The sequence below is a fragment of the Rhodococcus sp. PSBB066 genome (assembly GCF_017068255.1).
Taxonomy (GTDB): Bacteria; Actinomycetota; Actinomycetes; order Mycobacteriales; family Mycobacteriaceae; genus Rhodococcus; species Rhodococcus aetherivorans.
Map to the genome: position 1 here is coordinate 4,682,629 of NZ_CP070859.1, position 25,639 is coordinate 4,708,267.

21 protein-coding genes and 2 tRNA genes are annotated in these 25,639 nt (G+C 71.1%); 12 read left to right on the plus strand and 11 right to left on the minus strand.

The genetic code is table 11. The features are described from left to right. Positions 1-3: 3 nt before the first annotated feature. From JYA75_RS21245 to JYA75_RS21255, 3 genes are all read right to left on the minus strand, one after another. Positions 4-2,346 carry a heavy metal translocating P-type ATPase gene (locus JYA75_RS21245; protein ID WP_006946637.1) on the minus strand — a complete coding sequence of 781 codons (2,343 nt, stop codon included), beginning with the start codon at positions 2,344-2,346 and terminating at the stop codon, positions 4-6. A gap of 120 nt (positions 2,347-2,466) precedes the next feature. Further along, positions 2,467-3,858 carry an FAD-linked oxidase C-terminal domain-containing protein gene (locus JYA75_RS21250; RefSeq protein WP_006946639.1) on the minus strand — a complete coding sequence of 464 codons (1,392 nt, stop codon included), beginning with the start codon at positions 3,856-3,858 and terminating at the stop codon, positions 2,467-2,469. Then, positions 3,855-5,513, minus strand: coding sequence for an L-lactate permease (locus tag JYA75_RS21255; protein ID WP_006946643.1), 1,659 nt, complete (start codon positions 5,511-5,513; stop codon positions 3,855-3,857). The genes JYA75_RS21250 and JYA75_RS21255 overlap by 4 nt, the downstream gene beginning before the upstream one ends. 153 nt (positions 5,514-5,666) lie before the next feature. Here JYA75_RS21255 and JYA75_RS21260 point away from each other — a divergent pair, with 153 nt between their 5' ends. Both JYA75_RS21260 and gdhA read left to right on the plus strand, forming a co-directional pair. After that, positions 5,667-6,350, plus strand: coding sequence for a GntR family transcriptional regulator (locus tag JYA75_RS21260; protein WP_006946645.1), 684 nt, complete (start codon positions 5,667-5,669; stop codon positions 6,348-6,350). Positions 6,351-6,488: 138 nt separating this feature from the next. Next, entirely contained in the window at positions 6,489-7,832 is a 1,344-nt protein-coding gene (gene gdhA, locus JYA75_RS21265) for an NADP-specific glutamate dehydrogenase (RefSeq protein ID WP_203330204.1), read from the plus strand. A gap of 93 nt (positions 7,833-7,925) precedes the next feature. On the opposite strand, the gene JYA75_RS21270 is transcribed toward gdhA, so the two are convergent. Genes JYA75_RS21270 through JYA75_RS21280 form a run of 3 tightly spaced genes read right to left on the minus strand, consistent with a single transcriptional unit; the run spans position 7,926 to position 10,511 of the window. Further along, positions 7,926-8,153: a hypothetical protein gene (locus JYA75_RS21270; protein ID WP_006939021.1), complete on the minus strand. Its 228-nt coding sequence runs from the start codon at positions 8,151-8,153 to the stop codon at positions 7,926-7,928. A gap of 13 nt (positions 8,154-8,166) precedes the next feature. After that, entirely contained in the window at positions 8,167-9,372 is a 1,206-nt protein-coding gene (locus tag JYA75_RS21275; protein WP_044476094.1) for an acyl-CoA desaturase, read from the minus strand. Positions 9,373-9,398: 26 nt separating this feature from the next. Then, a complete protein-coding gene (locus JYA75_RS21280; protein WP_006939017.1) occupies positions 9,399-10,511 on the minus strand; it encodes an FAD-binding oxidoreductase in 1,113 nt (370 codons plus the stop codon). A gap of 110 nt (positions 10,512-10,621) precedes the next feature. Between JYA75_RS21280 and JYA75_RS21285 the strand changes: the two genes are divergently transcribed. Genes JYA75_RS21285 through JYA75_RS21295 form a run of 3 tightly spaced genes read left to right on the plus strand, consistent with a single transcriptional unit; the run spans position 10,622 to position 13,120 of the window. Further along, positions 10,622-11,308, plus strand: coding sequence for a TetR family transcriptional regulator (locus JYA75_RS21285; RefSeq protein ID WP_044476093.1), 687 nt, complete (start codon positions 10,622-10,624; stop codon positions 11,306-11,308). A gap of 23 nt (positions 11,309-11,331) precedes the next feature. Next, positions 11,332-12,171 (plus strand): alpha/beta hydrolase, encoded by an 840-nt coding sequence (locus JYA75_RS21290; RefSeq protein ID WP_006939012.1) that lies wholly within the window; start codon positions 11,332-11,334, stop codon positions 12,169-12,171. Between the two features lie 22 nt (positions 12,172-12,193). After that, complete coding sequence (locus JYA75_RS21295) at positions 12,194-13,120, plus strand: SGNH/GDSL hydrolase family protein (RefSeq protein ID WP_006939011.1); 927 nt, start codon at positions 12,194-12,196, stop codon at positions 13,118-13,120. Here the strand turns inward: JYA75_RS21295 and JYA75_RS21300 are convergent. Continuing rightward, positions 13,104-13,703 carry a TetR/AcrR family transcriptional regulator gene (locus JYA75_RS21300; RefSeq protein WP_006939010.1) on the minus strand — a complete coding sequence of 200 codons (600 nt, stop codon included), beginning with the start codon at positions 13,701-13,703 and terminating at the stop codon, positions 13,104-13,106. The genes JYA75_RS21295 and JYA75_RS21300 overlap by 17 nt on opposite strands. Before the next feature lie 95 nt (positions 13,704-13,798). On the opposite strand from JYA75_RS21300, the gene JYA75_RS21305 reads away from it, so the two are divergent. Then, entirely contained in the window at positions 13,799-14,620 is an 822-nt protein-coding gene (locus JYA75_RS21305; protein ID WP_006939009.1) for a thioesterase family protein, read from the plus strand. Here JYA75_RS21305 and JYA75_RS21310 read toward each other — a convergent pair. Further along, positions 14,605-15,936 carry an MFS transporter gene (locus JYA75_RS21310; protein WP_006939008.1) on the minus strand — a complete coding sequence of 444 codons (1,332 nt, stop codon included), beginning with the start codon at positions 15,934-15,936 and terminating at the stop codon, positions 14,605-14,607. The two genes, JYA75_RS21305 and JYA75_RS21310, sit on opposite strands and share 16 nt — an antisense overlap. A gap of 165 nt (positions 15,937-16,101) precedes the next feature. Here JYA75_RS21310 and JYA75_RS21315 point away from each other — a divergent pair, with 165 nt between their 5' ends. From JYA75_RS21315 to cmrA, 3 genes are read left to right on the plus strand one after another with little or no spacing between them, the layout of a single operon-like run. Continuing rightward, the gene (locus JYA75_RS21315; RefSeq protein ID WP_043798993.1) at positions 16,102-16,647 is read left to right on the plus strand and encodes a PadR family transcriptional regulator; all 546 of its coding nucleotides are present in this window, start codon (positions 16,102-16,104) and stop codon (positions 16,645-16,647) included. Beyond that, the gene (locus JYA75_RS21320) at positions 16,644-18,671 is read left to right on the plus strand and encodes an NADPH-dependent 2,4-dienoyl-CoA reductase (protein ID WP_185712673.1); all 2,028 of its coding nucleotides are present in this window, start codon (positions 16,644-16,646) and stop codon (positions 18,669-18,671) included. Before JYA75_RS21315 ends, JYA75_RS21320 begins: the two co-directional genes overlap by 4 nt. Before the next feature lie 26 nt (positions 18,672-18,697). After that, positions 18,698-19,501, plus strand: coding sequence for a mycolate reductase (cmrA, locus tag JYA75_RS21325; RefSeq protein ID WP_043798995.1), 804 nt, complete (start codon positions 18,698-18,700; stop codon positions 19,499-19,501). 6 nt (positions 19,502-19,507) lie between these two features. Here cmrA and JYA75_RS21330 read toward each other — a convergent pair whose 3' ends face one another. Further along, positions 19,508-21,283, minus strand: coding sequence for a helicase HerA-like domain-containing protein (locus tag JYA75_RS21330; protein WP_185712672.1), 1,776 nt, complete (start codon positions 21,281-21,283; stop codon positions 19,508-19,510). Between the two features lie 83 nt (positions 21,284-21,366). Here JYA75_RS21330 and orn point away from each other — a divergent pair, with 83 nt between their 5' ends. Both orn and JYA75_RS21340 read left to right on the plus strand, forming a co-directional pair. Further along, positions 21,367-21,966, plus strand: a complete 600-nt coding sequence (gene orn, locus JYA75_RS21335) for an oligoribonuclease (protein WP_029543010.1) — start codon at positions 21,367-21,369, stop codon at positions 21,964-21,966. 83 nt (positions 21,967-22,049) lie between these two features. Further along, positions 22,050-22,127: transfer RNA gene (locus JYA75_RS21340), tRNA-His, on the plus strand. A 147-nt stretch (positions 22,128-22,274) separates the two neighbouring features. On the opposite strand, the gene JYA75_RS21345 is transcribed toward JYA75_RS21340, so the two are convergent. Continuing rightward, positions 22,275-23,735, minus strand: coding sequence for a selenium-binding protein SBP56-related protein (locus tag JYA75_RS21345; protein WP_072634994.1), 1,461 nt, complete (start codon positions 23,733-23,735; stop codon positions 22,275-22,277). Positions 23,736-24,006: 271 nt separating this feature from the next. Beyond that, complete coding sequence (locus JYA75_RS21350) at positions 24,007-25,149, minus strand: Ig-like domain-containing protein (protein WP_231771708.1); 1,143 nt, start codon at positions 25,147-25,149, stop codon at positions 24,007-24,009. Between the two features lie 350 nt (positions 25,150-25,499). On the opposite strand from JYA75_RS21350, the gene JYA75_RS21355 reads away from it, so the two are divergent. Beyond that, a tRNA-Lys gene (locus JYA75_RS21355) sits at positions 25,500-25,572 on the plus strand. Positions 25,573-25,639 lie beyond the last annotated feature (67 nt).

The following is a 25,639-nucleotide window of genomic DNA, read 5'->3' on the forward strand; positions in this document are numbered from 1 at the left end:
CGGTCATGCCGAGCCGTCCGCCCGTTCGGCCTCGGGCGCGAGGGTGAAGTAGTTCTCCTCCTCCTGCACGAAGTGCAGCCGCAGCAGCGCGTACAGCCCGTACAGGCAGGCGAGCAGGTCGTCGCACTGGTCCGGTCGCAGCCCGCCGGCGGCGTCGGCCTGCGCCAGGTGCGTGCGCAGGCGGCGGCTGAGCCGGTCGATCTCGGCATGCATCCGGCTCATTGTCGCGGTCGCCTCCCCGCTGCCGAGCGGCACCGCGAGCGCCGGGTACAGCTCGCTGTCCTCGGCCTGCTCGTGCGGCAGCAGCGTGTCGAACAGGAACGCGTCGACGCGGCGCAGCGCCGTGTGGGCGGCGGGCCGATCGCCGGACGCGAGCAGCTGGGCGGTGTCGCGCAGGATCGACAGCTCGTCACGCAGGACGTCGTGTTCGGCCGAGAACCGGTGCAGCATCGCCTCGGTGTCGTCGGGCAGGGCCAGCTCCCGGTCCCGGTCGCCGCGCAGGGCGCGCAGGGCGTTGAGGATCACCGCGACGTCGATGCCCTCCTGCAGCAGCGCACCCACCGCGGGAGGCAGGTAGCCGAACGCGGCGAAGCCCATGGCGACCAGCGACAGGCCCATGCCGACCGTGGCGCTCTGCACGGCGATACGCCGGGAGCGACGCGCGATCTCCATGGCATCGGCGAGCCGGTCGAGGCGGTCGGTGGTGAGCACGATGTCCGCCGCCTCCGAGCTCGCCGTGGATCCGCGGGCGCCCATCGCGACGCCGACGGTCGCGGCGGCGAGGGCGGGGGCGTCGTTGACGCCGTCGCCGACCATCACCGTCACCGCCGACTCCCGCTCGGCACGCACACCGTTCACCTTGTCCGCCGGGGTCTGCTCGGCATAGACCCCGTCGAGGCCGAGGACGGAGCCGATCTCCTCGGCCGGTTCGCGACGGTCGCCGGTGAGCATGACCAGCCGGTCCAGCCCGGCCGAGCGCAGCCGCCGCAGCGTGCGGGCGGCGTCGCGGCGCAGCGGGTCCACGAGCAGCAGGGCGCCGGCCAGGTCGCCGTCGACGGTGACCCAGGCGACGACGGCGCCGTCGAGCGCGGCACGGCTGAGCACCGCCCGGGCCCAGCCGGGCGCATCGGCGGGCAGCGGCAGGCTGCCGACGGTGACGCGCCGGCCGTCGACGGTCGCGGCCACGCCGGTGCCGGCCTGCTCGGCGACGTCGGTGGGCAGCGACAGGGTCAGCCCGCGCATCTTCGCCTCCTGCACGATGGCCTCGGCGAGCACGTGCGGGGAGAGCTGGTCGGCGGAGGCCGCCAGGCGCAGCAGCTCGGCGCCGTCGCCCCCGGGTGCGGTGACGATGTCGGCGCCGGCGGGCCGGCCGCTGGTGAGCGTGCCCGTCTTGTCCATCACCAGCGTCGTCGCGTGCCCGAGGTTCTCGAGTGCGCCGCCGCTGCGGATCACCACCCCCAGGCGCGAGGCGCGGGAGAGACCGGAGACGATCGCGACGGGCGCGGCGAGCAGCAGGGGGCACGGGGTGGCCACCACCAGCACGGCGACGGCACGGGTCGCCGACCCGCTGAACAGCCACGCGAGCCCCGCCACCGTCAGCGACAGCGGCAGGAACCACGCGGCGACCCGGTCCGCGATCCGCACCACCGGGGCGCTCTCGGCGGCGGCCTCGCGGGCCAGGCGCACGATGCCGGCGTAGGTGCTGTCCTCGGCGGTGGCGCGGGCGTGGATCTCGAAGGCGCCGCCGGCGGCGACGACGCCGCTGCGCACGGCCTCCCCGGTGCGGCGCTGCACGTGCATCGGCTCGCCGGTGAGGACGGACTCGTCGAGCACCGCGAGTTCGGACGTGACCCAGCCGTCGACCGGCACCACCTCGCCCGGCCCGACGACCAGGGTGTCCCCGGGTACGACGTCGCCGAGCGGCACCACCTGCACCTCGTCGCCGACGCGGCGGCGCGCGGTGTGCGGGGCGTGCTCGAGCAGGGCCCGCAGGTCCTTGGTGGCGCGGCGTTCCGCGGCGGCGTCGAGGGCCTGCCCCGACGCGAGCATCACGCCGATCAGCGCCCCGGCGACGTACTCGCCGACCAGCAGGGTGCCGACCAGGGAGAGCACCGCGATCAGATCCACCCCGACGCGGCCGCGGCGCAGCGCGTCGATCACCCACCAGGTCGCGGGCACGATCGCGACGACGGTGCCGGCGATCCAGCAGGCGTCGGCGACGGCGTGGGCACCGAGAAGCCAGGCGATGCCCCCGGCCGTCAGGGCGGTGAGGGTGACGGCGAGCAGCGCGGGTTCGAAGGCGCGGCGCAGCCGCTCCCGCCGCGTGGATTCCGGTTGTGTCGCCACTGCCGCACTCCCCCGTTCCGCACCGGTGCCGATGTCACCTCCCACCGTGCCACCACCAGCCGTCGGCCGGGTAGGGACGGAGGTCCGTCGACGGGTCCGTCCCCGGGGGTCGCCGGCCGGTCAGATCCCGCGCCCCGGGTTGAGAATCCCGCTCGGGTCGAACGCCGCCTTGATGCGCTGCATGAGCGCACGCTCGACCGTGCCGACCTGGGTTTCGAGGTACGGCTGTTTGAGCACCCCGATGCCGTGCTCTCCGCTGATCGAACCGCCGAGCGCCAGGCATTCGGCGACCATCTCGTCGAACGCCTGCCGGGCGCGCCCCGCGACGACCTCGTCGGCGGCGTCGAACACGATGGTGGGATGCAGGTTTCCGTCCGCCGCGTGCCCGAACGTGCCGATGAGCAGCTCGTGCCGCGCGGCGATCGCCTCGATCGCCGCGAGCATCTCGGGCAGCCGCGGCACGGGAACGGCCAGGTCGTCGAGCAGGGTGCTGCCACATCGCTCGAGCGCGGTGAGCGCGACCCGCCGCGCGGCCATGAACTCCTCCCCCTCCACCGGGTCGGCGGTGTCGTACACCTCGGTGGCGCCCGCCGCGGTACAGGCCCGCGCACACACCTGCGCTTCGGCGGCGGCGTCGCGCCCGTCGCACTGGACGAGCAGCAGCGCACCGGCCGTGTCGTCGAGTCCCATGTGCGTCATGTCGTTGACGGCGGCGATGGTGGTGCGGTCCATCAGTTCGACGAGGCACGGCTCGGCCTGCTCGCGGATCGCCAGCACCGCGGCGACGGCCTGCGCGGTTTCCGGGAAGCTCGCGACCACCGTGGCGGCCGCGGTGGCGGCGGCGCGCAGCCGCACGGTGGCCTCGACGATGACGGCGAGGGTGCCCTCGGACCCGACGAGCAGTTGCGTGAGGTTCAGTCCCGCCACGTTCTTCCGGGTGACGGCGCCGGTGTGGATGATCCGCCCGTCGGCGAGCACCGCCTTGATGCGGGCGACATGGTCGGCCGTGACCCCGTACTTCGCGCAGCAGGTGCCGCCGGCGTTGGTGGCGAGGTTGCCGCCGATGGTGGAGACGGCGCGGCTGCCAGGGTCCGGCACGTACCACAGCCCCCGCTCGGCGGCCGCGGCGGCGAGATCGCCGTTGATCACCCCGGGTTGCACTGTGGCGGTGCGTGATTCGGTGTCGATTTCGACGATGGCGTTCATCTTCTCGACGCTGAGCACGATGCCGCCGTCGAGGGCGTTGGCCGCACCCGCGAGACCGGTGCCGGCGCCGCGGGTGACGACGGGGATGCCGTGCCGGTGCGCGATCGTCAGGGTGGCGACGACGTCGTCGGTGTCCCGCGCCCGGACCAGGGCGAGCGGCATCCCGGCCGGCGTGAGCAGCGACTGGTCGCGCCGATAGGCGAGCATCCGGTCCGGATCGGTGACGACGGCGTCGCCGAGGGCGTCGACGAGCGCGGCGACGACCGGCTCGGTGTCGGGGACGGGAGTCACGACGCTGGTGTTCACGGAACCATCCAATCGAGAACGGGGGTGGACTGCAGGTAGATGACGACGGTGAGGAACACGAGCAACCCGAGGCTCCAGCCGATCAGACGGCGCAGGATGACACCCTCCGCCCCGGCCAGGCCGACCGCGGCCACCGCGACCGACAGGTTCTGCGGCGAGAGCATCTTGCCGAGCACACCCGCGGACGAATTGGCCGCCGCCATGAGCACCGGGTCGAGCCCGGCCTGCTGCGCGGCGGTCATCTGCATGACGCCGAACAGCGAGTTCGACGACGTGTCGGATCCGGTGATGGCCACGCCGATCCAGCCGATCAGCGGCGAGACGAGGGCGAACACCCCGCCCGCGGACGCGAGCGCCATGCCCAGGCCGGCGGTCTGACCGGACAGGTTCATCACGAAGGCCAACGCGAGCACCGAGGTGACGGTGACAATGGTCCAGCGCAGCTGCACGAGGGTGTCGGCATAGGCGCGGACGGCGCGGCGTACGCCGATCCCGTACATCCCGGCCGTGACGGCCCCGGCGAGCAGCAACAGGGTGCCGGTGGCCTTGAGGTGGTCGAGTTTGAACGTCTGCGCGCTCAGCGGCTTGCCGTCGACGTCGACGATGTCGAGTCCGGGCCAGCGGAACGACACGGTGCCGATCTCGGTGAGCCACGTCTTGACGAACGGGATCTGCGCCACGGTGAAGATCGCGATGATCGTCAGGTACGGGGCGAGGGCCAGCAGCGTGCGCCGCGTCCGGCTGTATCCGTCGAAACGCGACGGCGGGGCGGCGATGCCGACCGCGGTGCCGGCGCCGACCGGTGCGGTGAGGGCGGTGTCGGTCGTGGCGACCAGGCGCTCCTCCGGCTGCCACACCTTCAGCATGCCCAGCACCGCGCCGACCGTGACGATCGCGGCGACGACGTCGGTGAGCTCGACGGTGAGGTAGTTCGCGGTGACGAACTGGGCGAGGCCGAAGGTCAGGCCCGCGACGACCGCGACGGGCCAGGTCTGCCGAATTCCGCGGCGGCCGTCGACGAGGAACACCATCACCATCGGCACGACGGCCGCGACGAACGGCGTCTGCCGGCCGGCCATCGCGGACAGGTCGTCGAGCGGCAGCCCGGTGACCCCGGCGAGCGCGAGGATCGGGGCACCCATCGCACCGAAGGCCACGGGCGCGGTGTTCGCCAGCAGGGACGTGCACGCGGCTTTGAGCGGTGCCATGCCCGCGGCCATGAGCATCGCCGCGGAGATCGCGACGGGCGCGCCGAATCCGGCGAGCGACTCGAGCAGCGCACCGAAGCAGAAGGCGATGAGAATGGCCAGGATGCGCTGGTCGTCCGAGATGGACCGGATGACCCGGCCGAGCTCCTCGAACCAGCCGGTGACAACCGTGAGCTTGTAGACGAAGAGGGCGTTGACGAGGATCCACAAGATCGGGAACAGGCCGTAGAAGGCTCCCTCGGCGGTCGCGGCGGCGGCCTGGCCGAGCGGCATGCCCCACCCGGCGACCGCCGCGAGCACGGCGAGCGCCAGACCGACGAGGGCCGCGCGGTGCGCCTTCCATCTGAAGACGCCGAGCATGACGAACATCGCGGCCAGCGGGATCGCCGCGACCACGGCCGACCAGGCGAGTGAGCCGCCGATCGGGTCGAGTGTCTGTTGGTACATAGCGCGCCTCTCGTTGTGATGCCTGTCACCGTTTCCCAGAATTGTCAGACAAGTACACATTCCTGTCAAGAATGCATGTGCGGCGTCGTGCAAGAATGCTCGTGTTCGCGCAGGTCCGTGCGGGTGCGCGGAGAGCCGGGAAGGAGCGGGGCATTGGTCGGACGCGTCGAGGCCCTGTCGATCGTCGACGCCCTCGCCCTGGAACTGCGGCGGCGCGTGTTCGCCGGGGAGCTGACGCACGAGGACGCCCTCACCGAAGCCGAGGTGTCCCGCGCCTACGAAGTCGCCAGGCCGACCGCCAAGGCCGCCATCGAGAAGCTCGTCGGCGAGGGCCTACTACAGCGCAGCGCCCACAAGACCGCCCGCGTGCCCCAGTTGGGCCCCGACGACGTGCGTGACATCTACCGCACCCGCGCGCACCTGGAATCGGTGGTGCTGCGCGCGCTCGCCGAGACCCGGGCGGTGCCTCCGGCGGCGTCGGCCGCCAACGCCGAGATCTCGGCCATGACCGAGGCCGACCCGCTCACCGTCGTCGAACCCGACATGCGCTTCCACACCGCCCTGGTGGACGCGCTGGGCAGCCCGCGCACCAGCCGCATGTTCGGCTCGCTCGTGTCCGAGGTGCGGCTGTGCATGGTGCAGGTGCAGGGCAAGCAGCTGCTCACCACGACGAGCATCGCGGCCGAACACCAGCAGATCCTCGACGCCGTCCTGACCGGCGACGGCGATGCGGCGGTCGAGGTGATCACCCGGCACCTCGGACGCGCACGCGAACGCCTCGTCGCCGCGCTCGGCGGCAGCCCGGGCCCGGAAGCCACCCTTCCCGAGCCCGCGTAGCCGTCCCCCGGTTCGGCCGACACCCTCGACGCCCGGAGCCCGGGCATACTGCCCCCTTTTATCGGATGCCCGGTGCCTGCGCCTATGATTCAACGTGTTAACGCCATGTAACAGTTTCCTCACAGTCAGGTGGTGAGCGTGTCGACCCGGGACCGCATTGCAGAGATCTACGAACAGGTGAAGGCGCGCAACGCCGGTGAACCCGAGTTCCATCAGGCAGCCGCCGAGGTGTTCGAGTCCCTGCATGTCGTCCTCGAGCGTCACCCCCGCTACTTCGAAGCCGGCCTCATCGAACGGCTGACCGAGCCCGAGCGGCAGATCATCTTCCGGGTGCCGTGGATCGACGACCAGGGCAACGTGCACGTCAACCGCGGCTTCCGGGTCCAGTACAACAGCGTGCTCGGCCCGTACAAGGGCGGCCTGCGCTTCCACCCGAGCGTCAACCTCGGCATCGTGAAGTTCCTCGGCTTCGAGCAGATCTTCAAGAACGCCCTCACCGGCCTGCCCATCGGCGGCGGCAAGGGCGGCTCGGACTTCGACCCCAAGGGTCGCTCGGAGCAGGAGATCATGCGCTTCTGCCAGTCCTTCATGACCGAGCTGCACCGCCATATCGGCGAGTACACCGACGTCCCGGCCGGCGACATCGGCGTCGGCGGACGCGAGATCGGCTACCTGTTCGGCCAGTACAAGCGCCTGACCAACTCCTACGAGTCCGGCGTGCTCACCGGCAAGGGCCTGACCTGGGGCGGCTCGCAGGTGCGCCGGGAGGCCACCGGGTACGGCGTCGCCTACTTCGTGGCGGAGATGGCCAAGTCCGTGAACTCCTCCCTCGAGGGCCGCAAGGTCGTCGTGTCCGGTTCGGGCAACGTGGCGATCTACGCGATCGAGAAGGTGCACCAGCTCGGCGGCATCGCCATCGCCTGCTCCGACTCCTCCGGCTACATCGTCGACCAGAACGGCATCGACCTCGAGCTGCTCAAGGAGATCAAGGAGGTCCAGCGCGGCCGCATCTCCGAGTACCTCGACGAGCGTCCCGACGCGCAGTACTTCCCGGGTGGTTCGATCTGGGACGTGCCGTGCGACGTCGCCATCCCCTGCGCCACCCAGAACGAGTTGGACGAGACCGCCGCGAAGACCCTGGTCAACAACGGCGTGCGGGTCGTCGCCGAGGGCGCGAACATGCCCACCACCCCCGGTGGCATCGCGGTGTTCCGCGAGGCGGGCGTCGCGTTCGCCCCGGGCAAGGCGGCGAACGCCGGCGGCGTGGCGACCTCCGCGCTCGAGATGCAGCAGAACGCCTCCCGCGACTCGTGGCACTTCGACTACACCGACGAGCGCCTCGCCGGCATCATGCGCGACATCCACCAGAACTGCGTGGACACCGCAGCCGAGTACGGCAAGCCCGGTGACTACATCCACGGCGCCAACATCGCCGGCTTCGTGAAGGTCGCCGACGCGATGTTCGCGCTCGGCGTCATCTGATCCGAACACACGCCGACAGCGCGGGGCGGGCACCGGATCCCGGTGCCCGCCCCGCGCTGTCTCTGTGTTCCTCAGCTACCCGGCGTTCTTCGCCTACCCGCCGGACGGCTCGGACGGCGGCTCTGCGACGCGCTCGTCGTCGGCGCTCGCCTTGCGGGCGGCCTCCCGCATCTCGATGCCGTCGCTGATCCAGTCCCCGACCTCCCGGGTGACCTCGCGGACCGCGCCGGTGATGATGCCGGCGATGTTGCCGACGTGCGTCGCCGCGGACTCGGTCAGTTCCTGGAGCGTGTCCTTGTTGCGTTCGAACCTACCCACCATGGCGGTGCCCCCTTCAGGCGCTGTCGTGGGCGAGGGTACCCGCGACCGGCACGCCGCGCTCGATGAGCACCGACGTCGTGGGCTCCTCGGAGACCCAGCTCGGCGGCAGGGCCAGCTTCACGATCTTGCGCCACACCGAGCCCACCTGGGCGAGCAGGCCCCCGGTGTTGTAGGGCAGCCCGTAGCGTTCGCACAGTTCCCGCACCTCCGGCGCCAGCTGCGGGTACCGGTGCGCCGGAAGATCCGGGAACAGGTGGTGCTCGATCTGGTGCGAGAGATTGCCCGACATGATGTGGAACAGCGGCGTGCCGGTGATGTTCGCGCTGCCGAGCAGCTGACGCACGTACCACTCGCCGCGGGTCTCGTGCGCGGTCTCCTCCTCGGTGAACGACTGCACCCCGGACGGGAAGTGCCCGCAGAAGATGATGGAGAACGCCCACACGTTGCGGACCAGGTTGGCGGCCGCGTTGCCGAGCAGCGTCGGCACGAACATCGGCCCGGACAGCAGCGGGAACGCGACGTAGTCCTTGACCACCTGCCCGCGCGCCTTACGCCACCACCCCCGGGCGAGCGGGATCACGTCGCGCCAGCTGCGTTTGCCGGCGACGACGTTCTCGACCTCGGCGTCGTGCAGCATCACACCCCACTCGAACAGCAGCATCAGCCCCGTCGCGTAGACGGGATTGCCGAGGTAGTAGGGGTGCCAGCGCTGCGCCGGATCCATCCGCAGGATGCCGTAGCCGACGTCGCGATCCATCCCGAGGATGTTGGTGTAGGTGTGGTGCAGGTAGTTGTGCGAGTGCCGCCACTGGTCGGCGGGACATACGGTGTCCCACTCGAAGTTGCGGGAGTTCAGTTCCGGCTCGCGCATCCAGTCGTACTGGCCGTGCATCACATTGTGGCCGATCTCCATGTTGTCGAGGATCTTCGACACGCTCAGCGCGGCCACGCCCGCCACCCATGCCGGCGGCAGAAAGCCCACGAACAACAGGGCACGACCGGCGATCTCGAAGCGCCGCTGCGCCCCGACGATGCGGTAGATGTACTCGCGGTCGGCCGCGCCGAGCGAGGCGACGGTGCGCTCGCGCAGGGCGTCGAGTTCGCGGCCGATCTCCTCGACCTGCTCGCGGCGCAGCACGACCGGCGACGGGTCGGGATCGCGACGGCCGGACAGGAACGCCGGCAGCGGAAGGGACAGGGGGATGGACAAACCGAACATGTTGTCCTCCAATTGTTTCGAGTGGGTCAGAGGTCGAAGGCCGCGTCGCCGACGGGGACGTTCACGCAGATCTGCACCTCGGCGCCGGGCTCGTCGTCGATCTCGCCGGTGCGCACGTCGCGGGTGCCGCCGGACAGCCGGGTCACGGTGCAGGAGTGGCAGATTCCCATGCGGCAGCCGTGCTGCGGGGTGAGCCCGGCCGCCTCGGCCTGTTCGAGGGCGGTGACGCCGCTGTTCTCGGCGCGGACCCCGGACGCGGCGAAGGTGACGGTGCCGCTCGCGTCGTCGTCGCGGACGACGACGGGCGGGGTGAACTGCTCGGTGCGCAGCAGGTGCGCGGCGCCGGCGTCGCCGTAGACCTCCCGCACGCTGTCGACGAGCCCGGCCGGGCCGCAGACGTAGGCGGGTGCGCCGGCGAACCACGGGGCGACCCGCTCGAGATGACTCCGGTCGAAGCGGCCACGCAACGCACCGTCGTCCGCCCGGGTGTAGGCGAAGGCCACGTCGACGCCGGCGTGGGCGCCGGCCAGGGACTCGATCGCGTCGCGGTGCGGCACGTGCGCGGCGGTGGGCGCGTAGTGCAGGAACGCGACGGTTCCGGAGTGGCCCTCGTCGGCGAGGGTGCGCAGCATCGACAGCACCGGAGTGATGCCGCTGCCGCCGCTGACGAGCACCAGCCGCTCCGGCCGCTCCGCCGGGAGACAGAACTCGCCGGCGGCCGCCGCGAGGTCGACCACGTCGCCCGCGGTGGCGTGCTCGTGCAGGTGCCGCGAGACGACGCCGTCCGGTCGCACCCCGACCGTGAGCTGGATGCGCCCGTCGGCTCGATGCTGGGAACTCACCGGCGAGTAGCTGCGGCTGTGCCGCACACCGTCCACCACCACGCCGAGTTGCAGGTGCTGACCGGCCCGGAACTCCAGGGGCCGGCCCGGGCGCAGCTCGAGCGTCACCGCACCCGGGATATTTCGGTCAACGTTCGTGATCCGGGCGCGCGTGTGCTGCACGGCCAGGAGCGGATCGGCCAGTTCGAGGTACCGATCCGGGTGGTGCGGCGCGGAGAGTACATGCAGCGCCTTGATCAGGGCTTTGCGTCCGATCGACGGCCCCGGCCCGCGTCGGGCGCGGTGAAGCAGGGTCATGGCGTCGCTCCTCTCGAGCGAGAATCCAAAGTCAGTGCACAAATGTGCACTGAGTTCAGTGTGCCAGGGTCGCCCGGTGGGCTGTCAACGTTGTTGTGGCGGCCGTCACCATGGTCCCCGACCGCCGCCGCGTCGCACTGCCTAGACTCGGAGCCGTGTCCGCAGCCCCCGTTCCCGAACCCGCGACGCGAGCTGCGCGCAAGGAGCGCACCCGCCAGGCCCTGCTCGACGCGGCGCTCGAACTCTCCGCCGATCGCAGCTTCGCGACGGTGAGCCTGCGCGAGGTGGCCCGCCGAGCCGGGATCGTGCCCACGGCGTTCTACCGCCACTTCGGCTCGATGGAGGAACTCGGCGTCGCCCTCGCCGCCGACACCATGCGCATGCTCCGCACGCTGCTGCGCGAGGCCCGGCGCACGCGCGGCCCGTCCTCGGCGCGGGCGTCGCTCGAGGCCCTGGTGCGGCAGGTCCGCGCCCACGAACAGGCGTTCCGATTCCTGGCCCGGGAGCGCTACGGCGGCCAGCCGGCCGTCGCGCGCACCGTCACCGTCGAGTTGCGGCTGATCACGGGCGAACTCTCCGTCGATCTCTCCCGCATGCCCGGAATGGCGGACTGGGACGTCGACGACCTGGAGATGGCGGCCGACCTGCTGGTGACTGCCATGCTCGAGGTGGTGCTCGAACTGCTCGACGTGGACCGGCCCGGCGGGCCGGCGGAGGCCGAGGTCCTCGCCCGCGCCGAAAAGCAGATGCGTCTCATCGTTCTCGGCATGGGCGCGTGGAAACCTTCCCACCGCTAACGGCAACCCGTACGGTGGGCGCCATGTTCGAGACCACTCACGTCACCCTCGGAGACCTCACCTTCGACGTTCACGTCACCGGTCCCGCCGACGGCACGCCCGTCGTGCTGCTGCACGGATTCCCGGAGACCGCCCGCAGCTGGGAGGCCGTGGCGCCGCAGCTCGCGGAGGCAGGTCTGCGAGTGCTGATGCCGGACCAACGGGGGTACTCCCCCGGCGCCCGCCCGGACGGCGTGTCGGCATACACCATCGACCTGCTGGTCGGTGACGTGATCGGGCTGCTCGACGCGACCGGCCTCGGGCAGGCCCACCTGGTGGGGCACGACTGGGGCGCCGCCGTGGCCTGGCAGGTCGCGGCGCGGCACCCCGACCGCATCAGCACCCTGACCGCGGTGTCCGTGCCACACCTCGCGGCCTACGGCTGGGCCCTGCGCGAGGACGCCGATCAGCAGGCCCGCGCCGCCTACATCAAGCTGCTCCGGCAGGAGGGAAAGGCCGAGCACGTCCTGCTCGAGGACGACGCCCGTCGCCTGCGCGCGATGTACGGCGACCGGGTGAGCCCCGAGTCGATCGACGAATACGTGCGCGTGCTGTCCGAGCCCGGCGCCCTGACCGCCGCGCTCAACTGGTACCGCGCGATGACCCGGGAGCTCTCCGAGCTGGCACCGGTGCGGGTGCCCACCACCTACGTGTGGAGCACCGAGGATTCGGCCCTCGGCCGGGTGGGCGCGGAGCGCTGCGGCGAGTTCGTCGACGCGCCTTACGAATTCGTCGTCCTCGACGACGTCAGCCACTGGGTGCCGGAGGAGGCACCGGACGCGCTGGCGAAGGCGATCCTCGCCCGCATCGGCGACCGGCCGTAAGAGCATGACCACAGGAGGGGCCGTGACCACCGCAGCCTGCCACCGCCGTATGCGTCGCCGGCTCGGCGCGGCCGCGGCCGCCTCCCTCACCGTGCTCGCCGCCGCGGCCTGCACCGATCCCGGGTCGCCCGCCGATTCCGAGCCCGAGCCCAGCCCCGCCTACAGCTCCTATGTGGCCCTGGGTGACTCGTTCACGGCGGGCCCGATGATCCCGCCCCAGATCGACTCGGCGTGCGCGCGCTCGGGGAGCAACTACCCCCATGCGGTGGCCGAGACGCTGGGCATCGACAACTTCCGCGACGCGTCGTGCAGTTCCGCGACGACAGCGAACCTGACAGGGCCCCAAGTGGTTTCGTCGGGCGCCACCGTCCCCCCGCAATACGATGCACTCACCCCCGAAACCGAGCTGGTCACCGTCGGGATCGGCGGCAACGACATCGGCCTGGTCGCCCTGGCCGGATCGTGTCTCGCGCTCGACCGCTCGTCCGGCAGGGCCGCGGCACCGGCCGGACCCCTGTGCGCGACCGCGAACGTCCGCGACGGCCTCGACCTCGTGGACCGCGCGATCGACGACTTCGCCCCCACCTACGGCGTGATCGTGCGGGAGATCCGCAACCGCGCCCCGGACGCGCGCATCCTGCTCGTCGGCTACCCGACCGGGATCCGGGACGGCGGATGCTATCCCGATCAGCCGATCCTGCCGGACGACGCGACGTACCTGCAGGCGAAGATCGACCGGCTCAACACGGCGATGGAACAGCAGGCCGACGCCGCGGGCGTCGACTACGTCGACCTGCGCGAGTCCACCGTCGGGCACGACGCGTGCCAGCCCTCCGCGCAGCGCTGGACCGAAGGCCTGTTCCCGTCCCAGCCGGCCGCCCCGCTGCACCCCAACGCCGACGGCCACCGCAACGCAGCCGAACAGGTCCTGGTCACGATCGCGGACTAGCCGCGGGGTCGATCGCCGATCGGCACAGGGCCGAGAGCTCGTCGACCACCGCGTCGAGCGGCGCCGAGCTGCGCTGCGCCTGGGCGAGCACCAGCGCACCCTCGAGCGCGCCGACGATGAGCACCGCCAACGACCGGGCGCGTTCCGGGCCCACCCCGTCCGCGACGAGCGTGCCGGTGAGCAGGCCACACCAGTGCTCGAACGCCTCCCCGGCGACATCGCGGGCGCCGCGCTCGGTGCCCAGGGCCGCCGCGACGATCGGGCAGCCGACCGCGTAGTCGCCGGCCTCGAGACCGCGACGCCACAGGTCGGCGAGAGCCTGCAGTGCGCCGGGGGTGTCCGAGGAGTCCAGCACCCGTGCCATCCCGTCACCCAGGTGGTCCGCGGCACTGCGGGTGGCCTCCTCGACGAGCTGCGCCTTTCCGCCCGGGAAATGGTGGTAGACCGACCCGCGCGGCGCGCCGCTGTGGGCGAGCACGTCGGCGAACGAGGTCGCCGCGACGCCCCGCTCGCGGATGAGCCGGATCGCGCTGCGGATCATCGCGGCGCGAGGGCCGGTGGTCGGGTCGCTTCGCCTCGCCATGTCCGCGCTCCGCTCTTGCCGTCGGTTTCTATGTATGTTGTCATACTTAGGTCCGGACCGTGCCGGAACGGACCCGTTCTTCCCGAGGAGTCGTCGTGACCGAGATCGCCGCCCCGCCCCACCCCTTCGACGCCGCCGTGGCGCTCGAGCCCGCGGAGGACGGTCACGCGCGGGGGCGGACCAGCCCGGAGTACACGAACATGGTCGGTCCGTTCGGCGGCGTCACCGCCGCCGCCCTGCTGCGGGCCGTCCAGCAGCACCCGGACCGGCTCGGCGATCCCATTTCCCTCACCGTCAACTACGCCGGCCCGGTCGCCGACGGCGAGTTCGACATCACCGTGCGGGCGGTCCGCACCAACCGCACCAACCAGCACTGGCTGCTGGAGCTGACGCAGGACGGTGTGGTCACCACCACCGCCACCGCGGTGTTCGGCACCCGCCGCGACACCTGGTCGGACACCGAGCTCGACATGCCGGCGGTCCCGTCGGCGGATGCGGTTCCCACCCGGACCTTCCCGGACTTCATCGCGTGGGCCCGCAACTACGAGATGCGGTTCGTCGAAGGCGCGGTGCCCCAGCAGGACGCCGGCGAGCACCCCGACTCCACCACGACGCTGTGGGTGCGCGACACCCCGGCCCGCCCGCTCGACTTCCCGGCGCTGACGGCGCTGTGCGACGTGTTCTACCCGAGGGTGTTCCTGCGCCGCGGCCGGTACATGCCGGCCGGGACCGTGTCCCTGACGGTGTACTTCCACGCCGACGCCGGGCAGCTCGAGGCCCAGGGCGACGATTTCGTCCTGGGCACCGCGCGCACCCACCGCTTCTCACAGGGCTACTTCGATCAGGCCGCCCAGCTGTGGGGCCGCGACGGCACGCTGCTCGCCACGACCCACCAGCTCGTCTACTTCAAGGACTGACCCTCCGGGGCCCGCACCGCGAGCAGCGCCGCCAGCCCCGCGCCGAGCACCACGAGCAGGCCGGCGATCCCGGCCCGGTCCGCGTCGAACGTCCAGGCGAAGAGCCCGAACAGGGTCGGGGCCAGGAACGACACGGCGCGGCCCGACGTCGCGTAGAGCCCGAACATCTGCCCCTCCCGCCCGGCCGGGGTGATGCGCGCGAGGAAGGTGCGGGCCGACGACTGCGCGGGCCCGACGAACAGGCACAGCAGCAGACCGAAGATCCAGAACATCAGCGGCCCCGACACCACGAGCAGCACGACCCCCACGGCCATCATCGCGGCGAGCGAGGCGACGATCACCGCCTTGGGGCCGACCCGGTCGTCGAAGCGCCCCGCGACCAGCGCACCGAGGGCCGACACCACGTTCGCGGCCACGCCGAACAGCAGCACGTCGGCGGCATCGATGCCGTACACGTTCACCGCGAGCACCGCACCGAACGTGAACACCCCGGCCAGGCCGTCGCGGAACAGCGCCGAGGCGCCGAGGTAGCCGACGGTGCGCCGATCCATCGCCCACAGCTCGCGCAGGTCGCGCAGCAGCACCCGGTAGGACTGCACGATCCCGGCCCGCTCCGCGCCGGGATCGGCACCGGTGGGCGGAACCTCCGGCACCGCCAGCAGCACCGGGACGGCGAAGACCGCGAACCACACCGCCGCGGCCACCACGACCAGGCGGATGTTGAGGCCGCCCTCGGTGCTCACGCCGAGGAAGCCGCGGGTGTCGCCGTCGCCGGCAATGAACCCGAAGTACCCCAGCAGCAACAACAGCAGCCCACCGAAATAGCCCATGGCCCAACCCAAACCGGAGACCCGGCCCATGTTCTCCTCGGTGGAGACCTGACGCAGCATCGCGTTGTAGGGCACCTGCGCGAGTTCGACGACGACCGACGACACACCCAGCAGCACGAGGCCGAGCCACAGGTAGTGGTAGTCGTCGCGCACGAACACCATCGCCGCCATCAGCGCGACACCGGCGTAGGACAGCACCGCCAGGGACCGCTTGCGCCGGCCGGCCGCGTCGTAGCGCTGGCCCGAGACGGGGGCGGTGACCGCGATGAAGAACCCCGATATGCCCAGCGCCCACCCGAGCCACGTGCTCGCCGACATCGACCCCGGCAGGTCGTCGCCGACGGCGTCGGTGAGATACACGGAGAAGACGAAGGTCAGCACCACCGCGTGGTAGGCCGACGACCCGAAGTCCCACATTCCCCAGGCGAAGACCTGCCGTCGCGAGGTGGCCTCCCCGATCCCGGCGGCGTCCGTGTGCGCGCTCATGCCCGCAGCCTAGGAGATCGTCGCGCCGAGAACCGGCCTCCGGTGATCCGCGCGATTTCCGGTCAGCCGCGACCGCACTCCGCATTCGCGGCTGACCGAGAGATTCGCGACCGTCACCCCAGCTGTGCACTTGATTGCATATGCACCTCGGTGCATACTCTCGGCATGGCCCTGGAACACGCGCTGCTCGCCGCGCTCGACGAGCGGTCCGGCTCCGGCTACGAACTGGCCCGCCGGTTCGACAAGTCGATCGGCTTCTTCCACAGCGCGACGCACCAGCAGATCTACCGCGTGCTGCGGCGAATGGAGGACCACGGCTGGATCACCGGCCGCACCGTGCCGCAGGACGGTCGGCCCGACAAGAAGGTCTACCGCGTCAGCTCCGCCGGACGCATCGAGCTGGACCGTTGGATCGCCCACCCCTCCGACCCCGAGCAGCTGCGCAGCGACCTGGCCGTGAAGATCCGCGCCGCCGGGCCCGGCACCCTGCCCGCCCTCCTCGCGGAGCTCACCCGCCACCGCGACGCCCACGCCGCCCGCCTCGAGGTGTACCGCACCATCGAGAAACGCGACTTCCCCGCACCCCACCGGCTCACCGGGCCCTCACTGCACCAGTACCTCGTCCTGCGCGGCGGCATCCGCGTCGAACAGGGCTTCGCCGACTGGTGCCAGGAAGTGCTCGACGCCCTCACCACCGAGGACCACTCGTGACGAACCCCTACCCCCACCTGCTCTCACCGCTCGACCTCGGACCGTTCACGGTGCCCAACCGCGTCGTCATGGGCTCGATGCACACCGGACTCGAGGACCGCGCCAAGAACACCGGCCGCCTCGCCGCGTACTTCGCCGAGCGTGCCCGCGGCGGGGTCGGCCTCATCGTCACCGGCGGCTACGCACCCAACCGGACCGGGTGGCTGCTGCCGTTCGGCGCCAAGCTCACCAACCGGTTCGAGGCCCGGCGGCACCGGACGATCACCGATGCCGTCCACGCCGAGGGCGGTCGCATCCTGCTGCAGATCCTGCACGCCGGGCGCTACAGCTACTGGCCGCTGAGCGTGTCCGCCTCGTCGATCAAGGCGCCGATCAACCCGTTCCGGCCGCGCAGGCTCACCTCCTGGGGCGTTCGCCGGCAGATCCGCGCCTACGTCCGCTGCGCCCGCCTCGCCCAGCGGGCCGGCTACGACGGCGTCGAAATCATGGGCGGCGAGGGCTACTTCATCAACCAGTTCCTCGCCGAGCGCACCAACCGGCGCACCGACGAGTGGGGTGGCAGCCCCGAGAACCGTCGCCGGCTGCCCGTCGAGATCGTCCGCCGCACCCGCGAGGCCGTCGGCCCGGACTTCGCGATCTGCTTCCGGCTGTCCATGGCCGACCTCGTCGAAGGCGGCCAGCGCTGGGACGAGATCGTCGCCCTCGCCCAGGAGGTCGAGCGGGCGGGCGCAACGCTGATCAACACCGACATCGGCTGGCACGAGTCGCGGGTGCCCACCATCGTCACGTCCGTCCCGCGCGCCGCGTTCGCGGACGTCTCGGCCGAACTGGCGAAGCACGTCGCAATCCCCGTCGCCGCGTCCAACCGGATCAACATGCCCGAGACCGCCGAGGAGATCCTGGCCCGCGGCGACACACAGCTGATCTCGATGGCCCGGCCGATGCTGGCCGACCCGGAGTGGGTCCGCAAGGCCACCGCCGGCGCCGCCGACGAAATCAACACCTGCATCGCCTGCAATCAGGCCTGCCTCGACCACGCCTTCGTCAACAAGCACGTCTCGTGCCTGCTCAACCCCCGCGCCGGGCGGGAGACCGAGCTGCTGCTCGCCCCCACCCGCCGCCGCAAGGCCGTCGCGGTCGTCGGCGCCGGGCCCGCCGGGCTCGCCGCGGCGGTGAACCTGGCCCGCCGCGGGCACGCCGTCACCCTGTTCGAGGCCGACGACGAGATCGGCGGCCAGTTCGGCATCGCCCGCCGCATCCCCGGCAAGGAGGAGTTCGCCGAGACCCTGCGGTACTACCGCCGCCAGCTGGAGCTGACGAAGGTCCAGGTCGAGCTCGGCACCCGCGCGACGGCCGACGACCTGATCGGTGCCTACGACGAGGTGGTCGTCGCGACCGGCGTCACCCCCCGCGTGCCCGCGATCCCCGGCATCGACCACCCGAGCGTGCTGTCGTACCCGCAGGTCGTCCGCGAGGGTGCGCCCGTCGGCGCCCGCGTCGCCGTGATCGGGGCGGGCGGCATCGGCGTCGACGTCTCCGAGTTCCTCACCCACGACCACTCCCCCACCCTCGACCTGGCCGAATGGAAGCGCGAGTGGGGCGTCACCGACCCGAAGGCCGCCCCGGGAGCGCTCACCGAGCCCCGCCCGTCGCCGTCGCCGCGCGAGGTGTTCCTGCTGCAGCGCAAGCCCGGCCGGATCGGCGCGCGGCTCGGCAAGACCAGCGGATGGGTGCACCGGGCGTCGCTGCAGCACAAGAAGGTGCACGAGATCTCGGGCGTGAACTACGAGCGGATCGACGACGCCGGCCTGCACATCAGCTTCGGCGAGGACCGCCGCGACCCGAAGGTGCTCGACGTGGACAACGTGGTGATCTGCGCCGGGCAGGAACCCGTCCGTGACCTCGTCGAGCGGCTCACCGCCGCGGGCGTGACCACGCACGTCATCGGCGGTGCCGACATCGCCGCGGAACTCGACGCCAAGCGCGCGATCGAGCAGGGCACGCGCCTCGCGGACCGCATCTGAGCCGGCCGCGGCTACGCTGACCGACCATGACTCTGCCGAACCCCACCCCCGACGCCCGCGCCGTCGTGACCGGCGCCTCCTCCGGCATCGGCGAGGCCCTCGCCGCCGAGCTCGCCGCGCGCGGGCACTCGCTGATCCTGGTCGCCCGGCGCGGCGACGTGATGGAGGAGCTCGCCGCGACGCTGCGGGCGACGCACGGCGTCACCGTCGAGGTCCGCGCGTGTGACCTGTCCGACCGCGACGCGCGGGCGAAGCTCGTCGACGAACTCGGCGAGCGCCCGATCAGCATCCTGTGCAACAACGCCGGCATCGCGACCTTCGGCCCGGTGGCCCAGCTGGATCCGGGCTACGAGCGGGCCCAGGTCGAGCTGAACGCCGTCGCGGTGCACGACCTGACCCTCGCGGTGCTGCCGCAGATGGTCGAGCGCCGCTCCGGGGCGATCCTGATGGTCGGTTCCGCGGCGGGCAACATGCCGATCCCCCACAACGCGACCTATGCGGCGACGAAGGCATTCGTCAACACCTTCTCCGAGTCGCTGCGCGGGGAGCTGAAGGACAGCGGCGTGCACGTGACGCTGCTGGCGCCGGGCCCGGTGCGCACGGAGACCCCGGATCCGGCGGAGGCCTCGATCGTCGACAAGCTCGTGCCGGACTTCCTGTGGATCTCCAGCGAGCACACCGCGAAGGTGTCGCTCGACGCGCTCGCCGAGAACAAGATGCGCATCGTGCCGGGCCTGATCAGCAAGGCGATGTCCGTCGCCGGCAACTACACCCCGCGCGGCGTCGTCGCGCCCATCGTCGGCGCCTTCTACCGGAAGCTGGGCGCGTAGCCCCCGTCAGCGTCTACGGCGGCGGCCGGTGCCGAAGATGCTGCGGCTGATCTCGCGCCCCGCGGCCGACGCCGCGGACCGCAGGAAACCCTTGACGGCCGCGCTGCCGAGGACCTGCTCGACCATGCTCGGCCCCGCGTCCCGGGGCGGTGGCGTGCCGGGCAGGTCCGGCAACGGCGGGACCTGCGCACGTGGGTCCAGGTCGGGGGCGCCGGCCACCTTCGCGGTGAGCCTCTCGTAGGCGGACTCGCGGTCGACGGTCTGCCCGTACTTGCCGTACAGCGCACTCCCGCGCGCCGCGGACCGGATCGCCTCCTCGCCGACGGTGTCCAGCAACGAACGCGGCGGACGGATCCGCGTCCACGCGACAGGCGTCGGCGCGCCCTTCTCGGACAGCACCGTGACGACGGCCTCGCCGATCCCGAGGGTGGTCAGCGCCTCCTCGAGGTCGTAGAACTCCGTCTCCGGATACGTGCGGACGGTCTTGGCCAGCGCCTTCTGATCGTCCGGTGTGAATGCGCGCAGCGCGTGCTGCACCCGCGCGCCGAGCTGGGACAGCACCGCATTGGGCACATCCGTGGGCAGCTGGGTGCAGAAGAACACTCCCACGCCCTTCGAACGGATGAGCTTGACCGTCTGCTCGATCTGCTGCAGGAACGCCTTCGAGGCGTCGGCGAAGAGCAGGTGCGCCTCGTCGAAGACGAACACGAGCTTCGGCTTGTCGAGGTCGCCCTCCTCCGGCAGCGTCTGGAACAGGTCGGCGAGCACCCACATCAGGAACGTCGAGAACAGCACCGGCCGCGCCGCGTGGGCGCCGAGCTCGAACAGGCTGATCACGCCGTTGCCGCCGACGACGCGCAGCAGGTCCTCGGTCTCGAACTCCGGTTCTCCGAAGAAGGTCTCCCCGCCGCCGGCCTCGAGGTTGACGAGCGCCCTCAGGATCACGCCGGCGGTCGCCGGGGAGACCCCGCCGATACCTTTCAGCTCTGCCTTTCCCTCGTCGCTGGTCAGGTGTGTGACGACCTGCCGCAAATCCTTGAGGTCGAGCAGCGGCAGCCCCTGGCGGTCGGCCCAGTGGAAGATCAGCCCCAACGTCGATTCCTGGGTGGGGTTGAGGCCGAGGACCTTGCTCAGCAGGATCGGACCGAACGCGGTGACCGTCGCGCGGACGGGCACGCCCGGGCCTTCGGTGCCGAGCGAGAAGAACTGCACCGGGTAGGCGGTCGGTCCCCATCCGGAATCCCCGGTCTCCGCGGCGCGGGTCCGGAGCCCGTCGTCGTCCTCTCCGGGCGCCGACAGCCCCGACAGGTCACCCTTCATGTCGGCCATCACGACCGGGACCCCGGCGGCCGAGAGTTGCTCGGCGATGCCCTGCACGGTCTTGGTCTTGCCGGTGCCGGTCGCACCGGCGACCAGTCCGTGCCGGTTCATCGTGGCGAGCGGGATCCGTACCCGGGCCGACGAATCGACCACCCCGTCGTGGACGACCGCACCGAGTTCGAGGGCGACCCCGGCGGCGGCGTATCCCGCGGCGATCTGCCGGGCCGGCCCGGCGGGTGCGATCTGCCGGGCCGGCCCGGCGGGTGCGATCTGCCGGGCCGGCCCGGCGGGCGCGGCGTCCGTCGCCTCGGCGGCCCGCGCGGCCGCCTCCGCCTCGCGCTGTGCCTGCTCGGCCGCCTTCAGGGCCGCTTCGGCGACCCGTGCCGCTTCCTCCGCGGCCGCGCGGGCGGCCGCCGCCTTCTCGGCCGGCGACGGTGCCGGCGGTGTCGGATCGACCGTCATGCGGTGTCCTCCTCGTCCACGTGCGGCCGCGGAATGGTCACCGTGACCTTATCGCCACGACCGGCCTGACTACTCTGTGTTTCGTGCAGGACAAACTTGTGTGGATCGATTGCGAAATGACCGGATTGCGGATCGACAGCGACAAGCTGATCGAGATCGCCGCCCTCGTCACCGACAGTGATCTCAACGTGCTCGGCGACGGGGTGGACATCGTCATCCACGCCGACGACGACGCGCTCGCCGCGATGCCGGACGTCGTCACCCAGATGCACGAGCGCTCCGGGCTCACCGACGAGGTGCGCCGGTCCACGGTGAGCGTCGCCGAGGCGGAGAAGATGGTGCTCGACTACATCCGGGCCCACGTCCCGGAGGCCGGCACCGCGCCGTTGGCCGGCAACTCGATCGCGACGGACCGCGGGTTCATCGCCCGCGACATGCCCGAGCTCGACGCCTACCTCCACTACCGCATGGTGGACGTCAGCTCCGTCAAGGAGCTGTGCCGGCGCTGGTACCCGCGGATCTACTTCGGGCAGCCGGCGAAGGGCCTGTCGCATCGGGCGCTCGCCGACATAAAGGAGTCGATCCGGGAACTGCGGTACTACCGGCGGACCGCGTTCGTCGCCCCACCGGGCCCGCCGTCGGCCGAGATCGCCGCTGTCACGAAGGAGTTGGGTCCGGCCTGACCTGCGGATTCGCCGTTTCCGGCAAAGTCAGGCTAGTATCTGTACCGCAGGCGCAACCGGCCCAGGCCGATCGCGAATGCGATGGTGAGTGTAGTTCAGTTGGTAGAGCACCAGGTTGTGATCCTGGCTGTCGCGGGTTCGAGTCCCGTCACTCACCCCCACAGGGCGAGTCCCTGACCAGCAGAGATGCCGGTCAGGGACTCGTCTTTTTCGGCGTCGCGCAGCTCTGCACCAGCGCTCCGTCCCGAGACGCGGCGCTTGGGCGGACGACCGCCGAATCGCGCGATCGACCCGCCGTGCAACGGCGATCACCCGGTGAAGCAGTACGAGTCGCTGGACGCATCCCCGCCCTGCAGGCGGGTCTGGTGCACCCTGCGTCCGCGGAAGTCGTCGCCGTGCGGGAAGAACCCGCGGTCGATGACCAGACCACCGGCGGAGACGTCGGCATCGAACTTCGCCATCCACGCCCCCACCCCGTCCGGGTAGAAGACCTCGTCCCAGGCCGCATAGAGCGAGTTGGTGGCGTAGACCCGGCGTCCGTCGCGACTGACCTCCACCATCTGCGGAGCTCCCGCGATCCGGAGGTCCGGATCCGCCGGGTGCGGCTCGCGCCGCACGATCCCACCGAGGCGCACCGATCCCGTCTCCCTCGGGTGGAACGGATCGCCGACGTCGTACTGCTTGAGTTCTCCTGTGCCCCAGCACGAGACGTACAGCCAACGGTCGTCGACCGACAGATCGATGTCCGAGACGAGCGGTGGTACCGCGCCGAAGGGTTTCAGCGCGGGCGGCAGATCGTCGGCCTCGGCCGGCTCCGCCGGAATGGTGATCACCTTCTCGACCACCCACCGGTCGTCGCTCTTGTGCCACATCCACACGGAGGCCGACAGATCCTCCACGCTGATGACGACTCCCACGAACCCGAACGCCTCGGAGGGATTGTGAGCCGGGCGGAGTTCGAGAACCATCTGGTGCTCGTCGCCGAGATCGACGCGCTGGGTCAGCTTGCGCTCGGACATGCTCCAGAAGTCCAGGTGGTGTCCGAACCTGCGGCCGAGGAGGTCCTCGGCGTCGAGTCCGTTCTCGATCATCGACGGCGTGGCCCACTCGGAGGTGATCACCGTGTCGTACTTCAGGTGCCACCACACGTCGTACGCCAAGAACTGCTCGCCGTGCTCCGCCTCCCACGCTCCGACGACGTCGAACGTGTCGTGGTCGAGCAGCGCGACACCGCCCGGACCCTCGGCGCCGTCGGCGCCGCCCAGGGCGGACATGAAGATGCCCCCCGGTCCGCAATGCACCGTGTGCGGCCGCGAGTATCCCGCCTTCGCGGCGAGCTCGGCGGCCTCGATCGTGCGGGTCACCACCGGGTGCCGCGGGTCGGGTTTGGTGTCGAGGATGTACGTTCTCGACGAGCGGATGCCCGGCACCACCAGGTATCGCCGCTCGAGCGGCTGCCCGTGATGCCCGGCGTGGTGATCGCCGTGCCCCTCGTGACCGTGCCCCTCATGACCGTGCCCCTCATGACACAGCGCGCTCGAGCAGGCGTTCCACCCGAAGTGGTGCAACTCGTTGCCCGCCGTCGGCAACTCGGTCCAGCCGACCACACCACCGTATGTCGGCGAACCCGGCTCGCAATCGACCACTGCGATCGCGTCCTTCGCCCGGCCTGCGGGATCGAAGGCAGCCACATAGGCAAGCCGCTCGGGCGCGGCTGCTACGGCGTCACTCGGGGTGCGGTAGAACGTGGGATCTGTCGTCGTAGACATGAATCCTCCTCGACTCGGTCCTGTCCGCCGGGCCACCCTCGGTGGTCCACGGTCGGTCGACGTCACAGGTAGGCATGCCTTTCCCTGATTGTCCGCCGCGCAGGACCGCATGTCGACCTTCCGCGGGGGCGGGCTGCCCGGAAGGCGCCGCCCGACATGGGAAGACCCCCTGGATCGTCGATCCCGGGGGTCTCGTGCCAACCCCTACCACAGGAGGCGGCCCCAGCCTGCCACACGCCGGGGTGGCGCCGCCGGGCGGCCCGGCGGCGGATCAGGCGCGTGCGTTTCCGGCCTTCCACGTCGACCACGGGATGTTCCAGTCCCCGAGCCCCTCGGTGCCTTCGAGGATGCCGCCGACGGTGTTCTTCACGATCACGATGTCGCCGCGCTTGGTGTTGTCGAAGATCCACCTGGCGTTGGCCGGGCTCAGGTTGAGGCAGCCGTGGCTGACGTTGCGGGAACCCTGATCGCCGAGCGACCACGGCGCGGAGTGGAAGAAGATGCCGCTGTACGACATCCGCGTCGCCCAGTCCACCGGGGTCCGGTAGCCCTGCGGGGAGTCGACGGCGACGCCATAGGTCGACGAGTCCATCACCAGATGCTCGAACCGGTCGCCGATCGTGTACACGCCGTTCGGGGTGGGCGTGCTGTCCTTGCCCATGGACGTGGGCATCGTCATCACGTCGACCCCGTTGCGGTTGACGGTGACCTGCTTGGTGTTGTCGTCGGCGGTGATGATCACCGCGTCGCCGACGGTGAAGGTCGAATGTACATCCGACTGCCCGAACAGACCGTCGCCGAGATCGCGGCCGTAGACCTTCACGTCCACCGTGACCGTCGTGCCCGGCGCCCAGTAGTGCTCGGGCCGCCACCGCACCTCGCGGTTGCTGAGCCAGTAGAACGCGCCCTCCACCGGCGGGTCGGTGACGACGGTGATGGCCTGCTCGACGGCGAGGCGATCAGGGATGTTCTCGTCGAACTGGATCGCGACGGGCTGGCCGATGCCGACGACCGAGCCCTCGCCCGGCATCACGTAGGGCTGAGTGAGGTTGCCGGGGGCGCTGGTGGCGAAGGAGGCGACGGTCGTGGTCGCTCCGCCGAGCCCGTACGCGACGGCCTCGAGCCGGTACTGCCGGCTGTAACCGAGGGGCTCGGTGTTGGCCCAGGTGGCTCCGTCCGGGCCGAGCGCCCCGGCGACGGGTTCCCCGTCCGGGTTGAGCAGCGTGACCGACTCGAGCTTGCCGTTGACCACCGAGACCGTCACGGGCTCGATGGGCGAGAAGCCGACTCCTCCGTCGACGACGCTCGCCGACACCGTGGGCTTGATGAGCGCGGCGAGCGGATTCGAATCGATCGGCACCTCCTCGGCCCCGCCGGCGCTGCTCGCACCGGAGCAGGCCGTGACGAAGGTCATGACGCCGACCAACACGGTCCCGAGCACCACCGCGACGGCGCGCCGATTCCGCCGTCGGCGCGGCGCCGCACTGTTCCCAACCACTCTCCACCCTCCGATTCCGGGCCTCCCCCGGGCCGCAAAAGTGCACGTCGATGCGTGTGCGCTCGATGATGCCAGCCCCGCTCGAGGCGGAGCCGTCGCGACGTCGACGACGCGAATAACGTTCGAATACCAATCGCCGCCGGACCCCTCGGCGTTACGTGTCGCTCCCACCGAAATGCGGCATGACCTGCCGATTTGGTGCGCTACTGGAAGGTGTGTAATCTTTCCTTCGTCGCCGGGACAACGGCCCGGAGACGCACCGCCAAGCGCCATTAGCTCAATTGGCAGAGCAGCTGACTCTTAATCAGCGGGTTCGGGGTTCGAGTCCCTGATGGCGCACAAGAAGGGCCAGACCTCCCCACGAGGTCTGGCCTTTTTCTTTACCCAACCCACGCCCTTGCCACCC

Coding starts and splice junctions, on each gene's coding strand:
- JYA75_RS21255 (WP_006946643.1), bottom strand. CDS start 5,513: ATGTACCAACAGACACTCGACCCGATCGGCGGCTCACTCGCCTGGTCG.
- JYA75_RS21270 (WP_006939021.1), bottom strand. CDS start 8,153: ATGGTGGGTAGGTTCGAACGCAACAAGGACACGCTCCAGGAACTGACC.
- JYA75_RS21275 (WP_044476094.1), bottom strand. CDS start 9,372: ATGTTCGGTTTGTCCATCCCCCTGTCCCTTCCGCTGCCGGCGTTCCTG.
- JYA75_RS21280 (WP_006939017.1), bottom strand. CDS start 10,511: ATGACCCTGCTTCACCGCGCCCGACGCGGGCCGGGGCCGTCGATCGGA.
- JYA75_RS21285 (WP_044476093.1), top strand. CDS start 10,622: ATGGTCCCCGACCGCCGCCGCGTCGCACTGCCTAGACTCGGAGCCGTG.
- JYA75_RS21290 (WP_006939012.1), top strand. CDS start 11,332: ATGTTCGAGACCACTCACGTCACCCTCGGAGACCTCACCTTCGACGTT.
- JYA75_RS21300 (WP_006939010.1), bottom strand. CDS start 13,703: ATGGCGAGGCGAAGCGACCCGACCACCGGCCCTCGCGCCGCGATGATC.
- JYA75_RS21310 (WP_006939008.1), bottom strand. CDS start 15,936: ATGAGCGCGCACACGGACGCCGCCGGGATCGGGGAGGCCACCTCGCGA.
- JYA75_RS21315 (WP_043798993.1), top strand. CDS start 16,102: ATGGCCCTGGAACACGCGCTGCTCGCCGCGCTCGACGAGCGGTCCGGC.
- cmrA (WP_043798995.1), top strand. CDS start 18,698: ATGACTCTGCCGAACCCCACCCCCGACGCCCGCGCCGTCGTGACCGGC.
- JYA75_RS21330 (WP_185712672.1), bottom strand. CDS start 21,283: ATGACGGTCGATCCGACACCGCCGGCACCGTCGCCGGCCGAGAAGGCG.
- JYA75_RS21345 (WP_072634994.1), bottom strand. CDS start 23,735: ATGTCTACGACGACAGATCCCACGTTCTACCGCACCCCGAGTGACGCC.
- JYA75_RS21350 (WP_231771708.1), bottom strand. CDS start 25,149: ATGACCTTCGTCACGGCCTGCTCCGGTGCGAGCAGCGCCGGCGGGGCC.